This window comes from Methylocaldum gracile (genome assembly GCF_053646815.1).
This window is the reverse complement of the sequence record NZ_CM132196.1, coordinates 3,080,884-3,100,875: the sequence shown is the minus strand read 5'-3', so window position 1 is coordinate 3,100,875 and position 19,992 is coordinate 3,080,884. Positions and strand designations below refer to the sequence as shown.

Annotated in this window: 19 protein-coding genes; 10 read left to right on the top strand and 9 right to left on the bottom strand. The window is 55.5% G+C overall.

Features of this window, described 5'->3' with window-relative positions; all coding sequences use genetic code 11:
• Positions 1-64 precede the first annotated feature (64 nt).
• The 4 genes from ACWJJK_RS13590 to ACWJJK_RS13575 all read right to left on the bottom strand — a co-directional run bounded on the left by ACWJJK_RS13590 (position 65) and on the right by ACWJJK_RS13575 (position 3,005).
• The gene (locus ACWJJK_RS13590; RefSeq protein ID WP_077732309.1) at positions 65-991 is read right to left on the bottom strand and encodes an OmpA family protein; all 927 of its coding nucleotides are present in this window, start codon (positions 989-991) and stop codon (positions 65-67) included.
• Positions 992-1,416: 425 nt separating this feature from the next.
• Complete coding sequence (locus ACWJJK_RS13585; RefSeq protein ID WP_086135071.1) at positions 1,417-1,821, bottom strand: c-type cytochrome; 405 nt, start codon at positions 1,819-1,821, stop codon at positions 1,417-1,419.
• 240 nt (positions 1,822-2,061) lie between these two features.
• Complete coding sequence (locus ACWJJK_RS13580; RefSeq protein ID WP_077732311.1) at positions 2,062-2,322, bottom strand: hypothetical protein; 261 nt, start codon at positions 2,320-2,322, stop codon at positions 2,062-2,064.
• Positions 2,323-2,558: 236 nt separating this feature from the next.
• Positions 2,559-3,005: a hypothetical protein gene (locus tag ACWJJK_RS13575; protein WP_139841136.1), complete on the bottom strand. Its 447-nt coding sequence runs from the start codon at positions 3,003-3,005 to the stop codon at positions 2,559-2,561.
• Between the two features lie 185 nt (positions 3,006-3,190).
• On the opposite strand from ACWJJK_RS13575, the gene msrB reads away from it, so the two are divergent.
• Positions 3,191-3,706, top strand: coding sequence for a peptide-methionine (R)-S-oxide reductase MsrB (gene msrB, locus ACWJJK_RS13570; RefSeq protein ID WP_077732314.1), 516 nt, complete (start codon positions 3,191-3,193; stop codon positions 3,704-3,706).
• A 208-nt stretch (positions 3,707-3,914) separates the two neighbouring features.
• Entirely contained in the window at positions 3,915-6,254 is a 2,340-nt protein-coding gene (gene ppk1, locus ACWJJK_RS13565) for a polyphosphate kinase 1 (protein ID WP_168175526.1), read from the top strand.
• A 666-nt stretch (positions 6,255-6,920) separates the two neighbouring features.
• On the opposite strand, the gene ppx is transcribed toward ppk1, so the two are convergent.
• Positions 6,921-8,426 carry an exopolyphosphatase gene (gene ppx, locus ACWJJK_RS13560; RefSeq protein ID WP_156879436.1) on the bottom strand — a complete coding sequence of 502 codons (1,506 nt, stop codon included), beginning with the start codon at positions 8,424-8,426 and terminating at the stop codon, positions 6,921-6,923.
• Between the two features lie 152 nt (positions 8,427-8,578).
• On the opposite strand from ppx, the gene ACWJJK_RS13555 reads away from it, so the two are divergent.
• The gene (locus ACWJJK_RS13555) at positions 8,579-9,517 is read left to right on the top strand and encodes an ABC transporter ATP-binding protein (RefSeq protein ID WP_077732316.1); all 939 of its coding nucleotides are present in this window, start codon (positions 8,579-8,581) and stop codon (positions 9,515-9,517) included.
• 27 nt (positions 9,518-9,544) lie between these two features.
• Entirely contained in the window at positions 9,545-10,309 is a 765-nt protein-coding gene (locus ACWJJK_RS13550) for an ABC transporter permease (protein WP_077732317.1), read from the top strand.
• Positions 10,310-10,553: 244 nt separating this feature from the next.
• Here the strand turns inward: ACWJJK_RS13550 and mepA are convergent, their stop codons facing one another.
• The 3 genes from mepA to ACWJJK_RS13535 are packed head-to-tail and all read right to left on the bottom strand — an operon-like array spanning position 10,554 to position 13,732.
• Positions 10,554-11,372 (bottom strand): penicillin-insensitive murein endopeptidase, encoded by an 819-nt coding sequence (gene mepA / locus ACWJJK_RS13545; RefSeq protein WP_077732318.1) that lies wholly within the window; start codon positions 11,370-11,372, stop codon positions 10,554-10,556.
• Between the two features lie 34 nt (positions 11,373-11,406).
• Positions 11,407-12,489 carry a coiled-coil domain-containing protein gene (locus ACWJJK_RS13540; RefSeq protein WP_077732319.1) on the bottom strand — a complete coding sequence of 361 codons (1,083 nt, stop codon included), beginning with the start codon at positions 12,487-12,489 and terminating at the stop codon, positions 11,407-11,409.
• Complete coding sequence (locus tag ACWJJK_RS13535) at positions 12,482-13,732, bottom strand: hypothetical protein (protein WP_454128170.1); 1,251 nt, start codon at positions 13,730-13,732, stop codon at positions 12,482-12,484. Before ACWJJK_RS13535 ends, ACWJJK_RS13540 begins: the two co-directional genes overlap by 8 nt.
• Before the next feature lie 167 nt (positions 13,733-13,899).
• Between ACWJJK_RS13535 and ACWJJK_RS13530 the strand changes: the two genes are divergently transcribed.
• The gene (locus ACWJJK_RS13530) at positions 13,900-14,043 is read left to right on the top strand and encodes a DUF2897 family protein (RefSeq protein WP_240502640.1); all 144 of its coding nucleotides are present in this window, start codon (positions 13,900-13,902) and stop codon (positions 14,041-14,043) included.
• Positions 14,044-14,602: 559 nt separating this feature from the next.
• Here the strand turns inward: ACWJJK_RS13530 and ACWJJK_RS13525 are convergent.
• Positions 14,603-15,022: a secondary thiamine-phosphate synthase enzyme YjbQ gene (locus ACWJJK_RS13525; RefSeq protein WP_077732321.1), complete on the bottom strand. Its 420-nt coding sequence runs from the start codon at positions 15,020-15,022 to the stop codon at positions 14,603-14,605.
• A gap of 628 nt (positions 15,023-15,650) precedes the next feature.
• On the opposite strand from ACWJJK_RS13525, the gene ACWJJK_RS13520 reads away from it, so the two are divergent.
• The 5 genes from ACWJJK_RS13520 to ACWJJK_RS13500 all read left to right on the top strand — a co-directional run bounded on the left by ACWJJK_RS13520 (position 15,651) and on the right by ACWJJK_RS13500 (position 19,744).
• On the top strand, positions 15,651-16,529 hold the full coding sequence (locus ACWJJK_RS13520; protein WP_077732322.1) for a hypothetical protein: 879 nt from the start codon (positions 15,651-15,653) through the stop codon (positions 16,527-16,529).
• A 92-nt stretch (positions 16,530-16,621) separates the two neighbouring features.
• Complete coding sequence (locus ACWJJK_RS13515) at positions 16,622-16,981, top strand: hypothetical protein (RefSeq protein ID WP_077732323.1); 360 nt, start codon at positions 16,622-16,624, stop codon at positions 16,979-16,981.
• Positions 16,978-17,694: a C39 family peptidase gene (locus tag ACWJJK_RS13510; RefSeq protein WP_208110213.1), complete on the top strand. Its 717-nt coding sequence runs from the start codon at positions 16,978-16,980 to the stop codon at positions 17,692-17,694. The genes ACWJJK_RS13515 and ACWJJK_RS13510 overlap by 4 nt, the downstream gene beginning before the upstream one ends.
• A 17-nt stretch (positions 17,695-17,711) precedes the next feature.
• A complete protein-coding gene (locus ACWJJK_RS13505) occupies positions 17,712-18,215 on the top strand; it encodes a hypothetical protein (protein WP_454128169.1) in 504 nt (167 codons plus the stop codon).
• A 104-nt stretch (positions 18,216-18,319) separates the two neighbouring features.
• Entirely contained in the window at positions 18,320-19,744 is a 1,425-nt protein-coding gene (locus ACWJJK_RS13500; protein WP_077732325.1) for a sigma-54 dependent transcriptional regulator, read from the top strand.
• Positions 19,745-19,992 lie beyond the last annotated feature (248 nt).

Below are 19,992 nucleotides of genomic sequence, written 5' to 3'. Positions count from 1 at the left end.
CGCAAAAGCTTCATAGACAGGCTTCTACGGCTTCCTCAAAAGAAAAAAGACCGAATCCGATGAATCAATACGGATAAGTGCGAGTCGGATAGGTCTGCTGCGGATCGCTGTTAGGATATTGCGGATAATTGCCTTGCTGAGGGTATCCTGTCGGCTGTTGGGGGTAAGTTCGCGGTTGAGGGTAGCCGCCCGGTTGTTGGGGATAAGGATAAGTGCTCGGTTGAGGATAGCTGCCGGGCTGCTGCGGATAAGCGTTCGGCTGAGGATAGCCGTTTTGCGGATAAGTTCCGGTTGGTGCGGGGTAGTAACCTGGGTTCTGCGGCGCTACGGGTTGCTGTGCGGCAGCTTGATTGGGGCGAATCAACAGCTCCACCCGACGGTTGCGTGCTTTACCTTCTTCCGTGCTATTGCTGGCGATAGGCTGACTTTCGCCCATTCCGACCGTGTGCAGGCGACCGCCGGCAACGGCCTGTGCCATCAAGAACTCGGAGACGGCGCCGGCTCTCCGGCGAGACAGGTCCATATTGTACGCGTCGTTGCCGTCCGAATCGGTATGTCCGACCACGGTGAGCAATGTTTCCGGAAATTGATTCAAAGTCGACGCGACTTGCGTCAACGCACTTGCCGCTTGCGGTGAGATTTGGTCGGAGTTGTAGGCAAAAGTGACATTGTTCGGCATGTTCAGAACCAGATCATTGCCGCTCCGCTGCACTTCGATGCCGGTACCTGCCAACTGATCGCGCAGTTGCGTCTCCTGGCGATCCATGTAAGCACCCACTCCGGCGCCCAGCAATCCGCCTACGCCGGCGCCAATGAGCGCGCCTTTCCCCTTGTCCTTGGCGATGATTGCGCCTAGCCCTGCGCCGCTGGCCGCCCCTATCAATGCCCCCGTGCCGGTCTTGCCGAATTGCGGTGAACCCCCGTAAGGACCACTCGCGCAGCCCGTCAATAACATGGCGACTACGCTGGCGGTAATAGTGTTCTTAAACATTATTGTCTCCTCGAATGGACGTGCTTGCTTTGTAACGAGTGAGCGGCGTGTTCGCCGTATCACCCAAACGGATACAGTGTAACGTAGGTTTTGTTTGATGCGGGTTTCTTCAGTTGCCGGAGAGGCGGAGGAGTTTAAATCTAGAAACGGCACTCGGACGCGTCCAACTGCCGTTTCTAGGTTAGAGATCTGAATTCATCTCGACTGAATCGTACCGAGGTAAGAGCGTGTGAAGGGGACGGTTCGGAACCGGCCGATCGAAGAGAGACAAGGTGTTCCGGGACTGACAGCGTTCGTTGGAAACACCGCCATCCCGGCCCTTTCGACGGGGCTGCGGAGATGCCTCCCCCGGTCAGGGGGAGGAATTCACCGTCGCGACATCGACTGGAATGGCGCTCCCGTCAAACGGTGCTTTCTAAGACAAGTCACTGCATTTCGACCAGCTCGCCAGCCGGGATGGCACCATCCGAGCGGCCTTTTAGATAGGCGTAAAGGCCGTCCATGTTATCGACGACCGCCTTATTGCCTTTGTAGGCAGGCATATTCTTCCGGCCTTCCAAAACGACTTGCTGGAATTGTTCCTTCGAGAGATTCTTCATGCTGTTGAGCAGATTGGGAAAAGCGGGGCCGCCCTCGCCGGTGGGGCCATGGCAGGTTTCGCAGCGTTGCCGTTTGTAGATTTTCCAGCCTTCGAAGGTCGCTTTATCGACCTTGTTGCCTTCGACTTTGTATGGTCCCTCGGCGCGTGCCGTATGCGCGCCAGCGATAAGCAGACAACAGGCGATAATGCCCCATGCCGATTTAACGGCTGTTGCGGAACAAGATCTCATAATCAAACTCCTCCTAAGTTCGTGTTTGAATAGCCGGGCACTCGACAAGACACCGTCCGTGCCTGGCTGGAAGACGAGAACCGAAGGCGCAATGGCATCGCGGCCGTCTTGGTTCACAAACCGGATAATTGCACACAATAGGCGACGAATAAAACGGGCTGAGAGGTCGCGGCGAGCTATTTATATGAGGGAGCTTTTGGCTGGAGTCGTTGAGCCCCGCTCGACGCGGACCACGCCGACTTAGGCATCTTCTCGGAGGCGGCGCATCAGCCATCCGCGAAAAAGCGCCGAGTCCGTCATGGTGGGCAGGCCCCTTGCCTCGAGGAATTGCTCTAACTCGGCAGCGGAGGCGGGTTCTCGTTCGTGTTCGTACCAAAAAAGATCCAGGAGAAACTCCCGCCCGAATCTTTCCTGAAGGCGTGATTTGTCTTTCCTCCGTTCCGCGAGTCGCTTCGTTCGGAGTGCTTGAAGATCGATTAGATTGGAAGTCTCGTCGGCCATGGCCGAATCCCCCCGGTTGGACTGGGTTTGAATTAATCTTGCCTTGGAATTTCAAAGACCGCGGCAAATGAGCGCGTTTCACGAATGACGAACCCTTGCAGGACCGCGGCGCGCTTGAAAATGGGAATTATCGCAAACTGCGGACTCGAAAACTCGGCCCGTCATGTGAAATCAAGGGCGATGACGAGAAACGCAGTGAATATCGAAAGGAACTTATAAGCTTGCCACATCTCGTTTCACGGATCGTATTCCACGTGGATATGATGTTTTTCGCCGATCACTTGAAACCCGTCGCCCAGACTCCTCCGCAATTCGCGAGTGACCTTCTTGCGGGTAGAGGGAACGAAATATCTGGAACGGAGATCGACAGCCAAGCCCGCATAATGCAGGCTCCCCTTTTTGTGCCGGCCGTCCAAGCCCGACGTAACGACCAGGGTTTTTCCGTGCCGCGTCCAAACCCGGCGGGCTTTATGAATGGCCGAATACATTCTGGCGTCCAGCCCGTGCAGGATCGCGCCTTTCTTGACGGCTATCATGGCTGGAGGTCTCAATAAAGAATGAGAGCCTACGACCATGGCGAGCTCGTCGCCCGTCGCCAAAATCGATCTGGAGAATAAGACGGCCATCAGCATCAATAGCGCATCGGCCGTTCTTGCCGGGATTTTCCTTGACTCCGGTCGCATCTTGCCCTCCCGGAAATTCCATTCGGTTGGCGAGATAAAGTTAGACGGATCGGATGCCTCGGTGTTTTACGTCAAAGGATTTTTCGACCGATTTTGTTTGTCATAGAGGTCGAAATCGGCTGACACATAAGAAAAACCAGAAAGAGAAGCGCGCCGGTATTTTTGAAAGCGGACGCAGGAACATCATGAAAGCCTTGTTATTATTGCTTACCTTGTTGTCTTATGGAGGCCTGGCCATGTCGTGGGATTCGTCACAGTTCAAAAACGAGAGCAAGGAGGAACTCCGCAAGAAGCTGACGAGCGAACAGTTCAAAGTGACTCAGGAAGATGGCACCGAGAGAGCGTTCAAGAACGAGTATTGGGACAATCACCGAGAAGGCATCTATGTCGATGTCGTGTCGGGCGAACCCCTCTTCAGTTCTCTCGACAAGTTCGATTCCGGCACCGGGTGGCCGAGCTTCACCAAGCCGTTGGAGCCGAGCAACATCGCTTACCGGCAGGACCGATCCTGGTTCATGGTTCGCAACGAAGTGCGCAGCAAGCACGCCGATTCGCACCTCGGTCATGTGTTCGATGACGGTCCGCCGCCCACCGGAAAGCGCTTCTGCATGAATTCGGCGGCTTTGCGGTTCATCCCCAAGGAAGATTTGGAAAAAGAAGGCTACGGGGAGTACCGGGCTCTTTTCGAAAAGACGAAGTGACCAAACAAAAAAAGCTGACGGGTCTGGCTTGTCGAGACCGATTTAGCCGCTAAATCGCCGCGTATTTTCGTTCTCGTTCCAAGAACCGGTCGTAACGGCAGTCGACCGGTACATGCCATATGTGTTTTCAATTCGCCGCGTTTTCCCAACTTTGAGCGGACCGCGGTGCGCTATGATTGCCGAATCAGAACAATTAGGGGATACACGTTTGATCATCAACCAAGTAAAAGGCATTACTAAGTCCACTCGAACCATCTTGGCCGAGCACGGAATATTTTCGGTCGAAGAATTGGCGAACGCCGATGCCGAGCAATTGGTCAAAATGGCGGGATTCAATAAAGCCAAGGCCATGCGCATGATTCGGGCGGCCAAGTATCTGGTGGGCGACATGGAAAAGGCGAGCGGCGCCCGAAGACTACTGGACAAACGCGCGGAAGGTTCGGCCGAGGCCGGGAGCGAGGGCGAGAGCGCTGTCGGTTCCATCGATTTATCCGATGGCCAGCTTTATATCAATCGTGAGCTGAGCTTTTTGGAGTTCAACCGGCGTGTGCTCGAACAAGCCAAGGTCGAACACACGCCGCTTTTGGAGCGCCTGAATTTTCTTTCCATTTCCTGCTCGAATCTGGATGAATTCTTCGAGGTGCGCACCGCCGGTTTGATTCAGCTCGCCGATTTGGGGGCGACCCAAACCGAGCCCGATAGTCTCGCGCCCCAGGAAACATTGGCCGCGATCAGCGCGCGCGCCCACGAGCTGGTGGCCGAGCAGTATCGGGTATTGAATCAGGTGATGTTGCCTTTGTTGGCGGAACAGGGCATCCGATTCGTCCGCAGGAGCGAATGGAATCCCTCCCAGCACGCTTGGCTCAAGAAGTATTTCGAGGAGGAACTGCTTCCGATCCTGAGTCCTATCGGCCTGGACCCGGCGCATCCGTTTCCGCGCATCCTGAACAAGAGCCTGAACTTCATCGTGCCGTTATCCGGCAAGGACGCTTTCGGGCGCGATATCACGCTCGCCATAGTGCAAGCGCCGAGAGCCTTGCCTCGTATCATTCAGCTGCCGCAAGGCGAAACCGAGAGCGGCCCGTACGATTTCGTGTTTCTTTCGTCCATCATTCATGCCTTCGTCGACGATCTGTTCTACGGCATGAAGGTGCGCGGCTGCTATCAGTTTCGGGTGACGCGCAACAGCGAAATGTACCTGGACGAGGAAGAAGTCGACGATTTGCTCCGCGCCTTGGAAGGCGAACTGAGCACCCGCAATTACGGAGACGAAGTGCGGTTGGAAGTGGCCGACAATTGTCCGGATGAGATTGTCGAGTTTTTGCTGAGCCAGTTCGGACTCACCGAGGATCGGCTTTACCGGGTGGACGGCCCGGTCAACCTCAGTCGCACCCGTGAAGTCTACGATTTGATCGATCGGCCTGATCTCAAATATCCCCTGTTCACGGCCGGATTCCCGGGCCAGCTCGCCGGAGGACGGGATATCTTCGAGGCGATCAAGAAACAGGACATCCTGCTGCATCATCCTTACGAATCTTTCACGCCCGTCATCGAACTGATCCGGCAGGCCGCCGACGATCCGCATGTGGTCGCCATCAAGCAGACCTTGTACCGTACCGGTCCGAATTCGCCGATTGTGGACGTTCTTCTCAAAGCCGCCCGCGCCGGCAAGGAAGTCACCGTAGTGGTGGAACTTAGGGCGCGTTTCGACGAGAAGGCCAATATTTCGCTGGCAACGCGCTTGCAGGAGGCGGGCGTGCAGGTGGTCTACGGCATCGTCGGATACAAGACGCACGCGAAGATGTTGCTCATCCTCAGGCGTGAGGGGCGGCACCTGCGCTATTACACCCATCTCTCTACGGGCAATTATCACCCGCGCACGACCCGGCTCTATACCGACTACGGGCTATTGACCGCCGACCAGGAGCTTGGGGAGGACATCCGCCGGGTGTTCGTCCAGCTCACCAGTCTGGGCAAAGTCGGGAGGCTCAACAAGCTGTTGCAATCGCCGTTCACTTTGCATCAGACCCTGCTCAAGAAAATCGACCGCGAAATCGAGCATGCGTTGGCCGGCCGTCCCGCTCGCATCATCATCAAGGTGAATTCGGTGGCGGAGCCGCAGTTGATCCAGGCGCTTTACCGCGCTTCCATGGCCGGGGTGGAGATCAAGTTGATCGTCCGCGGAATCTGCTGTCTTCGCCCTGGAATTCCGGGCGTCTCGGAAAACATCGAAGTCCGCTCGATTATCGGGCGATTTCTGGAGCACAGCCGGGTCTACTGGTTCGAGAACGGCGGGCATCCGGAAGTGTATCTCACGAGCGCCGATTTTCTGCCTCGCAACATGTTCCGTCGCGTCGAGATCTGTTTTCCCATCGAGAACAAAAAACTGGCCGACCGCATTCGGGCCGATTTAGACCTTTATCTCCGGGACGACAGCCAAGCTTGGTTGCTGGCTTCCGACGGAAGCTATCAGCGCCCGCAGCCCGATAATCCGCGCGGTATTCAAGCGCAGTCCGTTTTGCTGGAGCAATTGAAGAAAGTGAGTTGAAAGAGGACTGATTCCAAATCGCTTTCAATATTAAATTTTGTAGGGTGGGTTAGGCGCGCATTACACGGAACCGGCAAAGTTCCTTCGGCGTTTCCGCGCGCCGTAACCCACCGGGCAAGGCCGCGGAACCGGTGGGTTACGGCGCGTAGAGAGCCCTGCGGTCACGGAACGGTTCGTGGCGGTGCGCGCCTAACCCACCCTACAATTAGAGCGTTTTCCGAATCGGTGTAAGGGATTTGGATATGTAGGTCGGCAATCCCTTGCCGACGTATCGGCTCGGCGAAGGGCTTTGTCGGAAGGGCAGCTCTGGCGCTCCCAGAAATGCCGTTTGCGATTGGAAGGGTCGCGACTAAAGCGACCGTTTGCGATTGGGAAGGGATTGCCGACCTACGCTCTCCCCTCCCGGAACGAATCCGTACACCGGGATGGAAAACGCTCTATTAACCCGGCCTATAAATATAGGCCGGGTTAATCCGGGGCAGGGATGCCCCGGCGCGGCGACAAGCCGCGTGAGCCCAGGCCGGGCGTGTACCGGCCTGGGCGGCGGCCCGAAATACCAGGAGGGTATTTACGGGCCTGATTAATAATGTTCACTCGAATGCCGAATGGAATAAGCTCAGGACAGGCTTGTCCTCGGGGCACTCGTGACGCGTCTCGCACACCCTCTCAGAGATAAGTCAGTTCGATCCCGGCAGCGCCCAGATTGCCGGCTTCCTGCTCAAGGTCGGCGGCGGTTAGGGGGTGATTCTCCAGCCATTGGCTCGGGAACCGTAGATCGACTCTGGAATCGCTGAAGCCGAATGCGATATCGGGAGGCGGATTGCCGTGCCGGCTGCGGTTCAGAACGATGGCGAGCCGCAACATTACCGCCAGGGACCGTGCGGCCTCATTCCACGGTGGAGTCAATTCCTTAAAATACTTGAGGTGGAATTTCCGCCGGTGGACACGTACCAGGGCGGCCAGCAGCACCTGATCCTGGCGCGAAAAGCCGGGTAAGTCGGCGTTTTCGATGATGTAGGCGCCATGCTTGTGATATTGGCTATGAGCGATATCGAGGCCGATTTCGTGCAAGCTCGCCGCCCAATTCAGCCATTGTTCGGCCGTTTCCCGATCGATGCCGCCGATCGACGGAATCCGGTCCAGAAACGATTTCAGCGTCTCCTGAACACGGCCGACCTGCTGCAGGTCCACGTGATAGCGAGTCGCGAGCGCCGCCACCGTTCGGCTCCGAATATCGTCGTTGTAGATCCGGCCGAGGAGATCGTACAGCAAGCCCTCCCTCAAGGCGCCATCGGAAACGTGCATCTGCTGGATGCCCAGCGTTTTGAAAGTCGCGTGCAAGATGGCGAGGCCGCCGGCGAAGATCGGATAACGGTCCGGGTTGAGATCCGGGAATCCTGATTTGTCGACCCGTCCGAGACTCAAGAGCGTATCGACCAGCCGGTCTAGCCCATCCCGAGTAATGCCGTCCTTGCTCCACCCGCGGCCGACCAATATTTTTCGGATCGCCCGCGAAGTTCCGGAGGCGCCTACGGCTTCGTCCCAATGGTCCTTGTGAAAGGTATATTCAAACGGCTCCAGTTCATGTTGAGCCGCGATGACCGCATTTTTGAAGCGCTTGCTGGTGATCTTGCCGTCGGAGAAGTGAGCGAGGCTCATGGATACGCAGCCCATCCGCAGGCTTTCCTTGCGAAGCGGGACCTTGTCCACGCCGATGATGTATTCGGTGCTGCCACCGCCGATGTCCATCACCAGCCGCCGCTTGCCGTCCGTCGCCAGGCTTTGTGCGACGCCTTCGTAGATCAGCCGCGCTTCCTCGATACCGGATATGATGTCGATCGGATATCCCAGCACTTTTTCGGCTTGGATCAGAAACTGGCCGGCATTGCGCGCCGTACGCAAGGTATTGGTGCCCACCGCTCGAACGCATCCCGGCGGCAGATCCCGAAGCCTCTGGCCGAAACGATCGAGACATGCCAGCGCGCGCTGCTGCGCGTCTTGGGTCAGATGACGCTGGGCGTTGAGCCCCGCGCCGAGCCTGACCATCTCCCGAAGCCGATCGACGACGATCAGCTCTCCGGCCCGGAGCTTCGCGACGACCATGTGAAAACTGTTGGAACCGAGGTCCACGGCTGCGACGTGCTCGGGAGGGTGTTTTTGCGATTGACTCATGGAACCGTAGGAAGCGTAAGAGGAGAATTTAAGAGGGGTGGTATTTGTTACAATCTTGCGGTTATCGAGAGGCCCGGCGCGTGATTTCAAAGTCGGGGATTCTCGCGTCGCAGCCGTATTTTTACAAATATTGCCGGCAAAAACAGCCAGAAATGAACGCCCTTTCCATTCGTAATCTGCGGAAAACTTATAAGAACGGCTTTGAAGCCCTGAAAGGCATCGATCTCGATGTGAAAGCCGGAGATTTCTTCGCGCTTTTGGGGCCCAACGGCGCCGGGAAGTCGACTACGATCGGCATCGTCAGTTCCTTGGTCAGAAAGACCAGCGGAACGGTCGAAGTCTTCGGTCATGATCTGGATAAAGAGCGGGAGGCCGCCAAGCGCTGCATCGGCCTTGTGCCGCAGGAAGTCAATTTCAATCAGTTTGAAAAGGTTTTGGATATCGTCGTCAACCAAGCCGGGTACTACGGCATTCGCCGGAAAGAGGCGTTGCAGCGCGCGGAAGAATGCTTGACTCAGCTCAGCCTATGGGACAAACGGAACAGTGTGTCGCGCCATCTTTCGGGGGGCATGAAACGGCGCCTGATGATCGCCCGGGCCCTGGTCCATTCGCCGAAACTTCTCATTCTCGACGAGCCCACGGCTGGCGTGGATATCGAGATTCGCCGCTCGATGTGGGAGTTCCTGCGGAAAATCAACCAGGAAGGCACCACGATCATCCTGACGACCCACTACCTGGAAGAAGCGGAAAATCTGTGCCGCCACATCGCCATCATCAATCACGGACACATTGTCGAGCACAATGCGATGGCGGATCTATTGAGAAAGCTTCACACCAATCGTTATATCCTCGAGCTGAGAAACCCCGCGCCGTTCGCTCCCACGGTCGAAGGCTACCAGCTGGAGCCGCTCGAAGACCATACCTTGGCCGTGGACGTGCCCATGGATCTGGGGTTGCACGGCTTGCTCGATCAGTTGGCCGCGCAGGGCATGGAAGTGGTCAGTCTGCGCAATGCGGCGAATCGCTTGGAGCAGCTATTCATTGATTTGGTGGAAAACCAGCGTATAGACCCGGCGCGAAAAACCGCCTGACCGAGTTGTCCGACATACATCAATCACATGCATCACCTCATTGCATTTAAAACGATTCTTTTCAAGGAAATTCACCGTTTCGTCCGCATCTGGCCGCAGACCATCCTGCCGTCGGCGATCACCACCTCGCTTTATTTCCTGATTTTCGGGACCTTGATCGGCGGGCGGGTAGGGCCGATGGCCGGGATGTCCTACATGGACTATATCGTGCCGGGCGTCATACTGATGTCGGTCATCACCAATGCCTACGGCAACGTCGTGGCGTCGTTTTACTCCACCAAGTTCCAGCGGAATATCGAGGAGTTGTTGATCTCGCCGATACCCAACTGGATCATTCTGGCAGGCTACGTCGGCGGGGGGATAGCCCGCGGGTTGGCGGTGGGCGGCGTGGTGGCCATCGTCGGGATGTTTTTCACCGATGTACGGCCGGCTCATCCCGGTCTCATCGCGAGCGTGTTCTTCATGACCGCGGCGCTGTTTTCGCTGGCGGGGTTCATCAATGCGGTTTACGCCAACAGCTTCGACGACATCTCTATCGTCCCGAATTTCGTTCTCACGCCGCTGGTTTACTTGGGCGGCGTCTTCTATTCCATCGAGCTGTTGCCCGAATTGTGGCGGAAGGTGTCCCTGGCGAATCCGATTCTCTATATGGTCAACGCCTTTCGTTACGGATTCGTAGGGATCTCCGACGTGGATATCCGGACTGCTTTCCTGATCATCGGCGGCTCGATTTCGATCCTCGTAGCCTGGAGCCTCGTCTTGCTCCGGCGCGGCACCGGGCTTAAGACCTAAGCTCAGCAATGGAAAGAGCTCTAAGAGCCTATCTCAGTAGGCCCAGTAGGCCGTTCGCCCTAAGCCTGTCGGAGGGTTTTGTGACGACTGGAATAGGCTCTAAACACCTATAAATTATTCCGCGCTCGTTGCGTCCATGGAGGACCCTCGGGATTTCAACACCGTGGCTCCTCCCCGATAGGGAACGATATTCGGCGTTCCACTCACCGCCGGTTCTTTTGGAAAATGATCGAGTGCCGGCGTCTTAATCGCCGTTCAGGAGCACTTGGCAGGCTTCAGGCATCGGGGGCTTCGGCGGCTCCGGCTTGGCCGGGCCCGGCGGGTGTTTTTGAAACCACCAGGAAAGGCTTGAATCGCAGCCGTCACCGGCCGGTAAGGGGGGCTGCCGGACGCATTCGGGGCTCTCGGCGGGGCAGGTGAGGCGAAGGTGGAAATGGTCGTGGTGGCCGTACCAGGGGCGGATTTTTCGTAACCAGCTGCGGTCTCCCCGAACCGTTCGGCAAAGTTCGCGCTTGATGTGCGCATTTACGAAGACCCGATCGATCTCGGGAATAGTCGCCGTCAGTTTCAACAGCCGCGCGTGCTGCGTACTCCAAAGCCGGCGATCCAACCCGTTCCCGGCGCGATTCAACAGGCTCGGGGCGGGAATGTTGGCGCGCCATCCGTCCGCATTCGAATAGAGGCCGGGATCGAGGTTGAACCAGACGTCGGCGTCGAGGCCGGTCTGATGGCTGCGGTGGCCGAAAGGCATGGGTCCCCCCCGCGCTTGAGAGAGATCGCCGACCTGAATCACCCCGATAGTTTCGTGGGCGCGCTTGCCCAAGGTCTGAATCGTCCGGATCAACGAAGGATGGCCGAAGTAGCGCTTCCGCTCCAAGTGCATGACGAGATAGCCATCGCCTTCCGTGGGCAGAGCGGCCGCCCCGCTGACGCAGCCGTTGTTGGTTTCGCCGATTGCGCGCGGAGGGCCTTTGATCGGGCCGGGAACCTCCGCCCAGGGATTAGCGAGAATAGCGCCGGGAACGGCAAAAAAAAGAATCAGTGCTCGTCGGATCGAACGCATGGCGGCCAGTGTTGGGAATGCGCGACAGCGAGACTTAGTCGCTGCCGGGGTTTTGTGCGACGCCGGAATCCTGCGAATTCAGCGTTTTGGAGTTTTCACCCAAAGGGAACCGACGCTTGGCGTTGATGACCCAGCCTTTGGCTTTGGCGATCTTGACGTCGTGTATTTCCTCTTCCAGGAGTAGGCGCTGGCGTTCCAAAGCGAGCAACTCGATTTCCCGCTTGAGCTGATTTTCGACATCATCCAAGGCTCCTGCCCGGCGGGTTTTTTCGGCCAGGTCGGCCTCCAGTTCCAACTGCTTCAAACGTGTCTCGTGGTGAATGCGCGCCTCGCGGAGACGCACTTCGCTGTCATACTGCTCGGCCGCGCGGGTTTCTTCCGTCGTCAATTCGGCGCGGACGTGCTCGGTCTCATGATCCCGTTGCGCCTTGCGCAGTTCGGCCTCGCGCCGAATCAATTCGAGCATTCGTTCTTCGTGCTCGAGCTTAAGTTTGCGTTCGTTCGTCTCGCGTTCGTAGTGCTCCCTCGCCAGCCTTTCGTTGAGCTGACGGCGGCGCCGGACCAACTCGAGATAGATGCCGTTGTGCTTGGCGTCGACGGTTTCGGCATACTCCTCGATATTATCCAGCTCGGCGAAAACAGTTCGGATCGTGCAGCGCGTGCGGCATTGAATTTCGCGCATGGCCAGCAGTTCGTTGGCGATGTTTTCGATGCGGCGCTCCATTAGAACGTGGTTATCCTCGAATTCCGTCTGTTCCAATTGTCGCAACTCGTGTTCCGCCGCATCCTGCAACAGCGTTAGATAATTGGCTCGGATATAGGCGCCGAGGTTCGCAATGTGGTCAAGATGCTCGTGTGCGTATTTAATGGTTGGCTGGAAGCGGATCGACAACTCGGCTTCGATGGTGCAAAGGGTTCCCAGCCTCAGAGGTTCCAGAGGGATCTGCCAATCTTCGATTTTCAGCTCGTATACACGGTGGTAAAAACGCCGGATAAAGCGGTTTGGACGAGGAAACACGCGGCGGTAAGGGCCGAGAACGGAGACGACGATGCGGCGGTCGCCTTCGAAACCCGCTTCCCAATGCGAGTTGGAGTCGAGTGGGTTGTCCTCAAACATAACCTTTCCTCGTCAGGGTGTCTTTGAGCTCGCTCTCGTTGGCCGGTTCCCCGGGAGTTTCGGTTGTCTGCCGGGGCCTGATGCGCTCGGCGATGATCGGGTAGAGGTTCGGGGCGAACTCCACCGATTTATCGTTTATCTTACGAAGATAACCCCGATTCAATAGAAACGCCACGGAAAACATCCGCGTCCAGTCGGAATAACGGCGGGCACGTTCCAGCTCGGTTTTCTCGATCACGAATTCCAATTCGTCATTCTTGTTGATGGTGAATTCGCCGAACTGGCGTAGTCCCAGATAGGCCAGTTCCTTTTCCTCTTCGGTAAGCGGGCCTGGCGCGGTGGATTCCAGCCGGTAGGAGAGGAACAGGATGAAGAAGTCCACCATGGCGGCGCAGGCCAGGGTAAACCAAGAGATGTTCTTCCACATGGCAAAGGACGGCGTGATGCCGAGGGAAAACTCGGCATAGGAGCCGAACCGGGGTGCCTCGATGGGTGGCGCACCATAGGTCGCGGCCAGGATTTCCGCTTCTCCTTGCAGACTCTGGAAGTTTCGGACCAGCCTTTCGTAGGCCTCGGAATTGTTTACCTGGAGCGAAAATTCCTGTAGGGAGCCTCTCACCTCGGACAAACGGTTTTCCATGCTCTCGGAATACGTGTTCAGTTGTTTCAGCCTGGCTTGTTCGCTTTGCAGAATCTCGTTGTAAAAACCCCAGACTTTGCCCTTGCCGATCTGTCCCTGCATGCCCGGATGAGTGCCCAGGTAAGCCCGGGTGGCATCCTCCGACGCCTGCTCGACGCGCTTCTGTTGAGCCGCCGTGAGCTGGCTCTTGAGACCGACCACGCTTTCGATGTAGCGGTTCGCGTCATGGACTACGCTGGTCTGTCGTTCGAGCAGGATGGCATCGCGCTGGGAAAATTCGTAAAACCTGAAATAGGCGAACGATATCGATATGGTCAGAGCCACTAACAGGGACAGCACCACGCTGAGATAGCGCAAGCGATTGGCGCGCCAGCGCATGCCGGCCAGTTCCAACGTACAAATCACGATCATGGATTGCACGGCGATCGTCATGATCAGCGCGATCCATTGAGGAATGAAATAGCTGAGGCCGTAGCAGGTGTTGTATCCCTCTGCAACGCTGAGCAGCAGGACGATCGGGATCGACAAAACGCGCAGTACGCCGATGAAGGTGCTCTGAACGGCATTTAACAATTGGCCTATGTGCCAGGTTGTTTTGGTCATGGGGCGTAGCCTTTGGCGCAGATGTTCTGCCGTTCGGATTTTATCGAGGGTTGATGGTTGAGCAATTTTCCCGGCATCGGTGTCGAAACGGTAAGAGTGGTTGGGGGCGGGCGCGTTTCCGGCTTATCCTAGAGTCTGACTCATGCATTTGTGAAGATGTGATTTTTATGGGAATGTTTTGGATCGCGATAGTGCTGGTGGTTGCCATTATTCTCGGTAATCTGATGATTCTGCTTCGAACCGCGAAAAAGCCCAAGATCCCCGATTCGGTCAAGCCAAAGCCTTACAAGGACGATGACGAGAACTGGTGAGAGCTTAAGGGAGCTCTGATTGGGCCCTTCGACAGGTTCGGGACGAACGGTAACGTATCGATTCCGTTCGTGGTGAGCCCTTCGACTCGGCTCAGGACAGGCCCTTCGACTCGGCTCAGGACAGGCCCTTCGACTTGGCTCAGGACAGGCCCTTCGACTTGGCTCAGGACAGGCTTGTCGAACGCTCTCCTGAGCCTGTCGAAGGGGCATGAGCGGAATCCATCTGTTCACGGCTTCCTTGAAGAAGCTACCGAGTCTTTCCCCTGATGGCGCAGCGGGATGGGTACAAATTCGCCGGGAGCCGAAAGCGACAAATGAAGTTTGTCGTGAGGCCATGGGTGGTCTTAGAGCCTATCCCAGTAGGTGCCCAAAACCCTTCGACAGGCTCAGGGCGAACGGCCTACTGGGATAGGGCTCATAGTCAACCTGAACAGGCCCAGCCTGGCTTTCCGGGCGAGTAAAGCGCCGCTAGCCCATCGATGCCGGGGATGGGGCACGGCCTATCGGCCTTTGCCCCTCCCATGGGAACCGAAATTCGCTTCCACCGTCGTTGATCGGCTTACTCGCCGATGATTTTCACCAAAACCCTCTTCTTGCGGCGGCCGTCGAACTCGCCGTAAAAAATTTGCTCCCACGGGCCGAAATCGAGCTGTCCGCCGGTAATCGCCACGACCACTTCCCGGCCCATAACCTGCCGTTTCAAGTGAGCATCGCCATTATCTTCGCCGGTGCGGTTGTGGAAATAGCGGCTGATCGGTTCGTGCGGAGCCAGATTTTCGAGCCAGGTTTCGAAGTCGCGATGCAGACCGGACTCGTCATCGTTAATGAAGACCGATGCCGTGATGTGCATGGCGTTAATCAAAACGAGACCTTCCCGCACTCCGCTTTCTCTCAGACATGTCTCCACCTGATGGGTAATGTTGATAAAAGCGATCCGGCTCGGTGCTTCGAACCAAAGTTCTTTACGGTAACTTTTCATGTCTGAGGTGCTCCTGTTGTTCGGGGGCTGTATTTTTTCAGGGACAACAAATGCAGTCGGTTTTATTAACCCGGCCTATAAATATAGGCCGGGTTAATCCGGGGCAGGGATGCCCCGGCGCGGCGACAAGCCGCGCGAGCCCAAGCCGGGCGTGTACCGGCCTGGGCGGCGGCCCGAAATACCAGGAGGGTATTTACGGGCCTGATTAATAACTGCGAATGGTGCGACAGATTGATGTTGTTCTCAAGCCGTGATGTTTGCCCGCGAAAATTGGCGGGAGGCTCCGGTGTCAGAAAATTTTACATTTCTTGGAAACGCCATCATCAGCACCGCCCTGAGTCTAAAAAGATTTAACTATCAATGATCTACGGACGATCGGATCGGGCTTTCCGCTAGAAGTTGCTATTTACGATACATAAGAAACTGGGTTTCAAAGCACCTCTAGGGGACGCCGGACGTTCCACTACATTTACAAAAACGAGTACCGCGTCATTTCGAAAAAATTCGTAAAAACAGCGACATAACGCCGTGGTACGAAAATTGTTGGGAATATGGCGGCGTTTGGAAGAACGCTCCGGGTCAGAGCTGGAGTTCAGCCCGGTAACCACTGAATTTAAGGAGACATACGATGACGAACTTCAATAAGACTTTGTTGGCGGTCGGTATCAGCCTGGCATTGGGTTTCTCGTCGGGGGCATGGGCTGACGCGGAGATCGACTCCCAAAACAATAACCTAAATGTAGCGGTGGACGCGAGCTACGAAGCTGACGCCGAGGAGGATTCCGCTGCTGCGGTCAACGGGAATGCGACGAACGACCAAAGCGAAGCGGAAGCCGAGAACAACGGTGCTGCCGCCGCGAACAACGGGGGCACGGCCACCGCTGGCGAAGCTGAGGCCGAGGACGAAAACTCTGCTGCCGCGAACAACGGGAGCACGGCCAACGCTGGTGAAGCTGAGGCGGAGGACGAAGGTTCTGTTGCCGCGGCCGGCAACGGCACGGCCTCTGCCGACAACAGCGAAGCTGAGGCCGAGGACGACGGTGTAGCCGCGAACAACGGGGGCACGGCAACTCGCGACCAGAGCGAAAACACAACGGCTAACGCTGGCGGGGATGCTTTTGCTGCCCAGAACGGCGGTGAGATCGACTATACCTCGGCCTCGGCCACTGGTGGCGGGAATGCGTTAAGCGCGCAGAATGGCGGGGAGATCGAGGTAAATTCGGCTTCGGTCGCCGGCGACGGGAATGCTTTTAACGTCCATAGGGGCGGCGAAGTGGAGATCGACAACAGTACCAAGGTCGAGCTAGATGGGGAAGTCGAGCATGTGGTTGTAGTGCCGGTCGGTGTCGCTGTCCAGGCAGGGGTGCCGGTTGCGGCTTCATCCAACAGCATCGACGGTTCAGCCAACGGCGCCGCCGGTATCGTTCAGCTCTCCCAAAACCTGGGCCACGCCTCGTTGATTCAACAAAGCACCAATGTTTTTGGCACCGTGAACGTCAACAATTGAAATTGACGAGATAACAGCCGATTAGGGTACCGGTGAGCGCCGAAACGCTCACCGGCTCTCTGCCAAAGCCTAAAGGAAAGAAGGTGTGAACGATGAAAAAAGGATTGCTTGGAAGCCTATGTTTTCTCGTCAGTTGTTTTTGGTCGACCGGCCAAGCAAGCGGTCTCGACGACGAAGTCGCATTCGCTTCCGAATCGTATGCGGCGGTTGGGAGCGGCGATTTGGGCGAGGAGCGGGCCCGCGAGGGCGTGGACGATTTGGCGTTCGCCCGCGGCGCGCTCAAGGCGACAATGGCCGGTAACACTGCAAATACCAGTAATATGACCACATATAACAGTATCGATGGCAGCGCGTTCACCGATGCCGGCGGAATCATATCGGTCATTCAAAACACCGGAAACAACGTAATCATTCAAAATCTCACGGACGTCAACGTCACCATAACGCCATGAGCGAAAGTACCGGTCTTTTTCGTTCAAGTCTTTTGCTCGTTCTCTGTGTTATGAGCACGGTGTCGGAGGTTCGCGCCGGCTCCGTGCAGTTTTTCGATGGAGTGGCGGGGCCGGGATTCTATAACATCGGCATAACGAGCTACGCGGAGAGACGGTTCAAGACCATTCTGAAGCAGCAGTATGATTTCAGCTGCGGCTCGGCAGCGCTGGCGAGTTTGCTGTCATTCCATTACGAAGATGCGGTCGGCGAATTGGAAGTCTTCGGCGACATGTGGGAGCATGGCGACCAGCAGAGAATACAACAGCAAGGTTTTTCCTTGCTGGACATGAAACAATACCTCGAACGCCGAGGGTACAAGGCTGACGGTTACAAAATCGGCTTGGAGCAGCTGGCTCAGGCGAAGGTGCCCGCGATTACTATTATCAATAATAAGGGCTATTTGCACTTCGTCATCATAAAAGGCACGAACGACTCCGCTGTGTTGCTTGGAGATCCGGCCATGGGTTTGAAAAGGGTGGATCTTCAGACGTTTAGAGAATTATGGGACAACCGCATCCTTTTTGTTATTCGAAATAAAAAGAATATTGCGGGCAAATATTTCAACAGCGGTGAAGAATGGGCTTTGAGTCCGAAAGCCCCATTGGGTATGGCAGTCGATAATGGTAGTCTCGCCTCCTTCAACCTGCTACAACCGGGAAGATATGATTTTTAGAAACAAGGAGTAATATCATGATGTCGGCCAAGGATGTTCGAGCATCGAAGAAATTCGATGTCATGCGGCTGGTTTTGAGTGTCATCTTTCTTGCTTCCATCCCTCAAGCAATAAAAATCTGTGCGGCAAGTGGGCAGGGAGGCGTTGAGTCGCTTCCCGGCTGGAAAGCGGCCGAGGACGCAGAGCTTGATGAGTTGCGTGCCGGGTTTGTGTTGGACAACGGGATGGTTGTTGACTTATCCTTGGCCACATCCGTATTTGTCAATGGACAAGAACAGTTTTCGGACCGTTTCGCGCTGGCCGACGATTTTTCCATCGATCAGTTGCGCGGAGTGGCCGTAAATAATGGTCCCAACAATTTCGCGATGTCGGATGCTGGGACGAACAACATGGCAGTTATTCAAAATACTATGGATAATCAGATAATAACTATGATGCGGTCCATCGATTTAACCATTTCAAATGTTAAGGGTATGGATTTTAACGGTTTTGGACCGTACGGCGGTGGGTTTGCTCCATAATATCTAAAGCAGCGGCTTATTTATAGGGAGATATAATTACATAGGTTCTTGTAATAATAGGGAATATTGTCCTGTGTTGTATAATCAAAAGGAAGGGAAAACAGATGGAACTAACAGCTGGGATTTCTCGAATCGAAAGGGTGTTTCCGGCCAATCAGGCCTGGGGCGATTCTAGGGATTTAATCTTGCTTCAGCCGGGTTGGGCTGACTCGCTCGGTCTGGCGAAGAGTCTCGCTGAAAAGGGCTGGAAGGCTCACATCTCGATGGATACGCGAGATGCGATAAGGCATCTCAGATCGAGCAAGATCTATGTCGGTGTCGTCCTGCTCGATGCAAGTTTCAGTGAGGAAACGCAAAGCGGGCTATTGGAAGTAATCAATGAAAGCTCGTCTACCGAGTGGATTGCGATCGTCGATCCAGGGAGTATGGGTTCTATTGAGCACGCCTCTTTTTTGAGCTCTTTCTTTTTCGATTTTCATACGACCCCCGTAGATGTCCGTAGACTGGCATATTCGCTTGGGCACGCTTACGGCGCGGCAAAACTGGCGGAGGCCAGTCGCGGAGAATTTCGTCTAGCGATCAATCAGAGGTTTGGATTGATCGGGTCCAGTAAAGCAATGTCGCTGGTCTATGAAAATGTCCAAAAAATCAGCCGGAGTGATGAGCCGGTAATCGTTACCGGCGAGACCGGGACGGGCAAGGAACTCATTGCGAGGGCAATCCATGGCTTGTCGTCCAGGGCGGAAAAACCTTTCATCGCCGTGAGCTGCGGCGCCATTCCCGACACGCTAGTGCAAAGCGAATTCTTCGGCCATAACAAGGGAGCGTTTACTGGCGCGGTCGAGGAGAGAGTAGGGCATTTCGAAGCCGCAGCTGGCGGTACCGTGTTTTTGGACGAAATCGAAAATCTCTCTCCGTTGGGGCAAGTCTCACTGTTAAGGTTTTTGCAGGAAAAGGAGTTAACTCCCCTCGGTTCTAAAGAATCACGTCCGATAGATGTAAGGATTATTACTTCGGCAAGCCCGAACTTGCGAGAAGCGGTGACTGCCGGCGTAATCAGAGAGGACTTGTTTTATCGTCTCAATGTATTGCAGATCGATGTACCGCCGTTAAGAAAACGGGATACCGACGCAGCTGAAATCGCGGAATATTTCGTCGATCGATTTAATCAGGGGAAGCGGCGGAATTCGAAGCGTCTGTCGAAAAAAGCGGTTTCGGCAATTCTCGATTATTCATGGCCTGGAAACGTGCGGGAGTTGATGAGTTGCGTGAATCGAGCTGCCGTTCTTTCCACAGGTCGTCTGATTACCGAGGTGGATTTGGGGCTATCCCGTCCGGCGAAATTCAGTGGAAGAACGCTTAGAGAGATAAAAGCGCAAGCCGTCGAACAAGCCGTGATGTCTGCGTTGTCGGAATCCAAAAGTATTACCAGCGCGGCACGCCGGCTCGGAGTTTCCCGCGTGACGCTATATCGCTTGATGGAAAAGCATTCCATTACGGTTCCCGGCGTTGAGCATGTCGCCGGATAAGTTATCGTTGGATCATCTAAATATGTTTGTTTATTATCGAATAATATATTAATGATGAACTGATAAAATACGCCTTATGATTTATACCGCCATATCTGCCGCATGATTTGGGCCGATATCGGATCTTTAACGCCTCACGACATGAAAGACTTAGACCATCGTCGAGGCATTTCCTTTGCGTCCAAGATATTCCCGTCATTTATTTATGGCGGGCAGGGCTATTTTTCTTTTAATCAAGGCTTTATTGG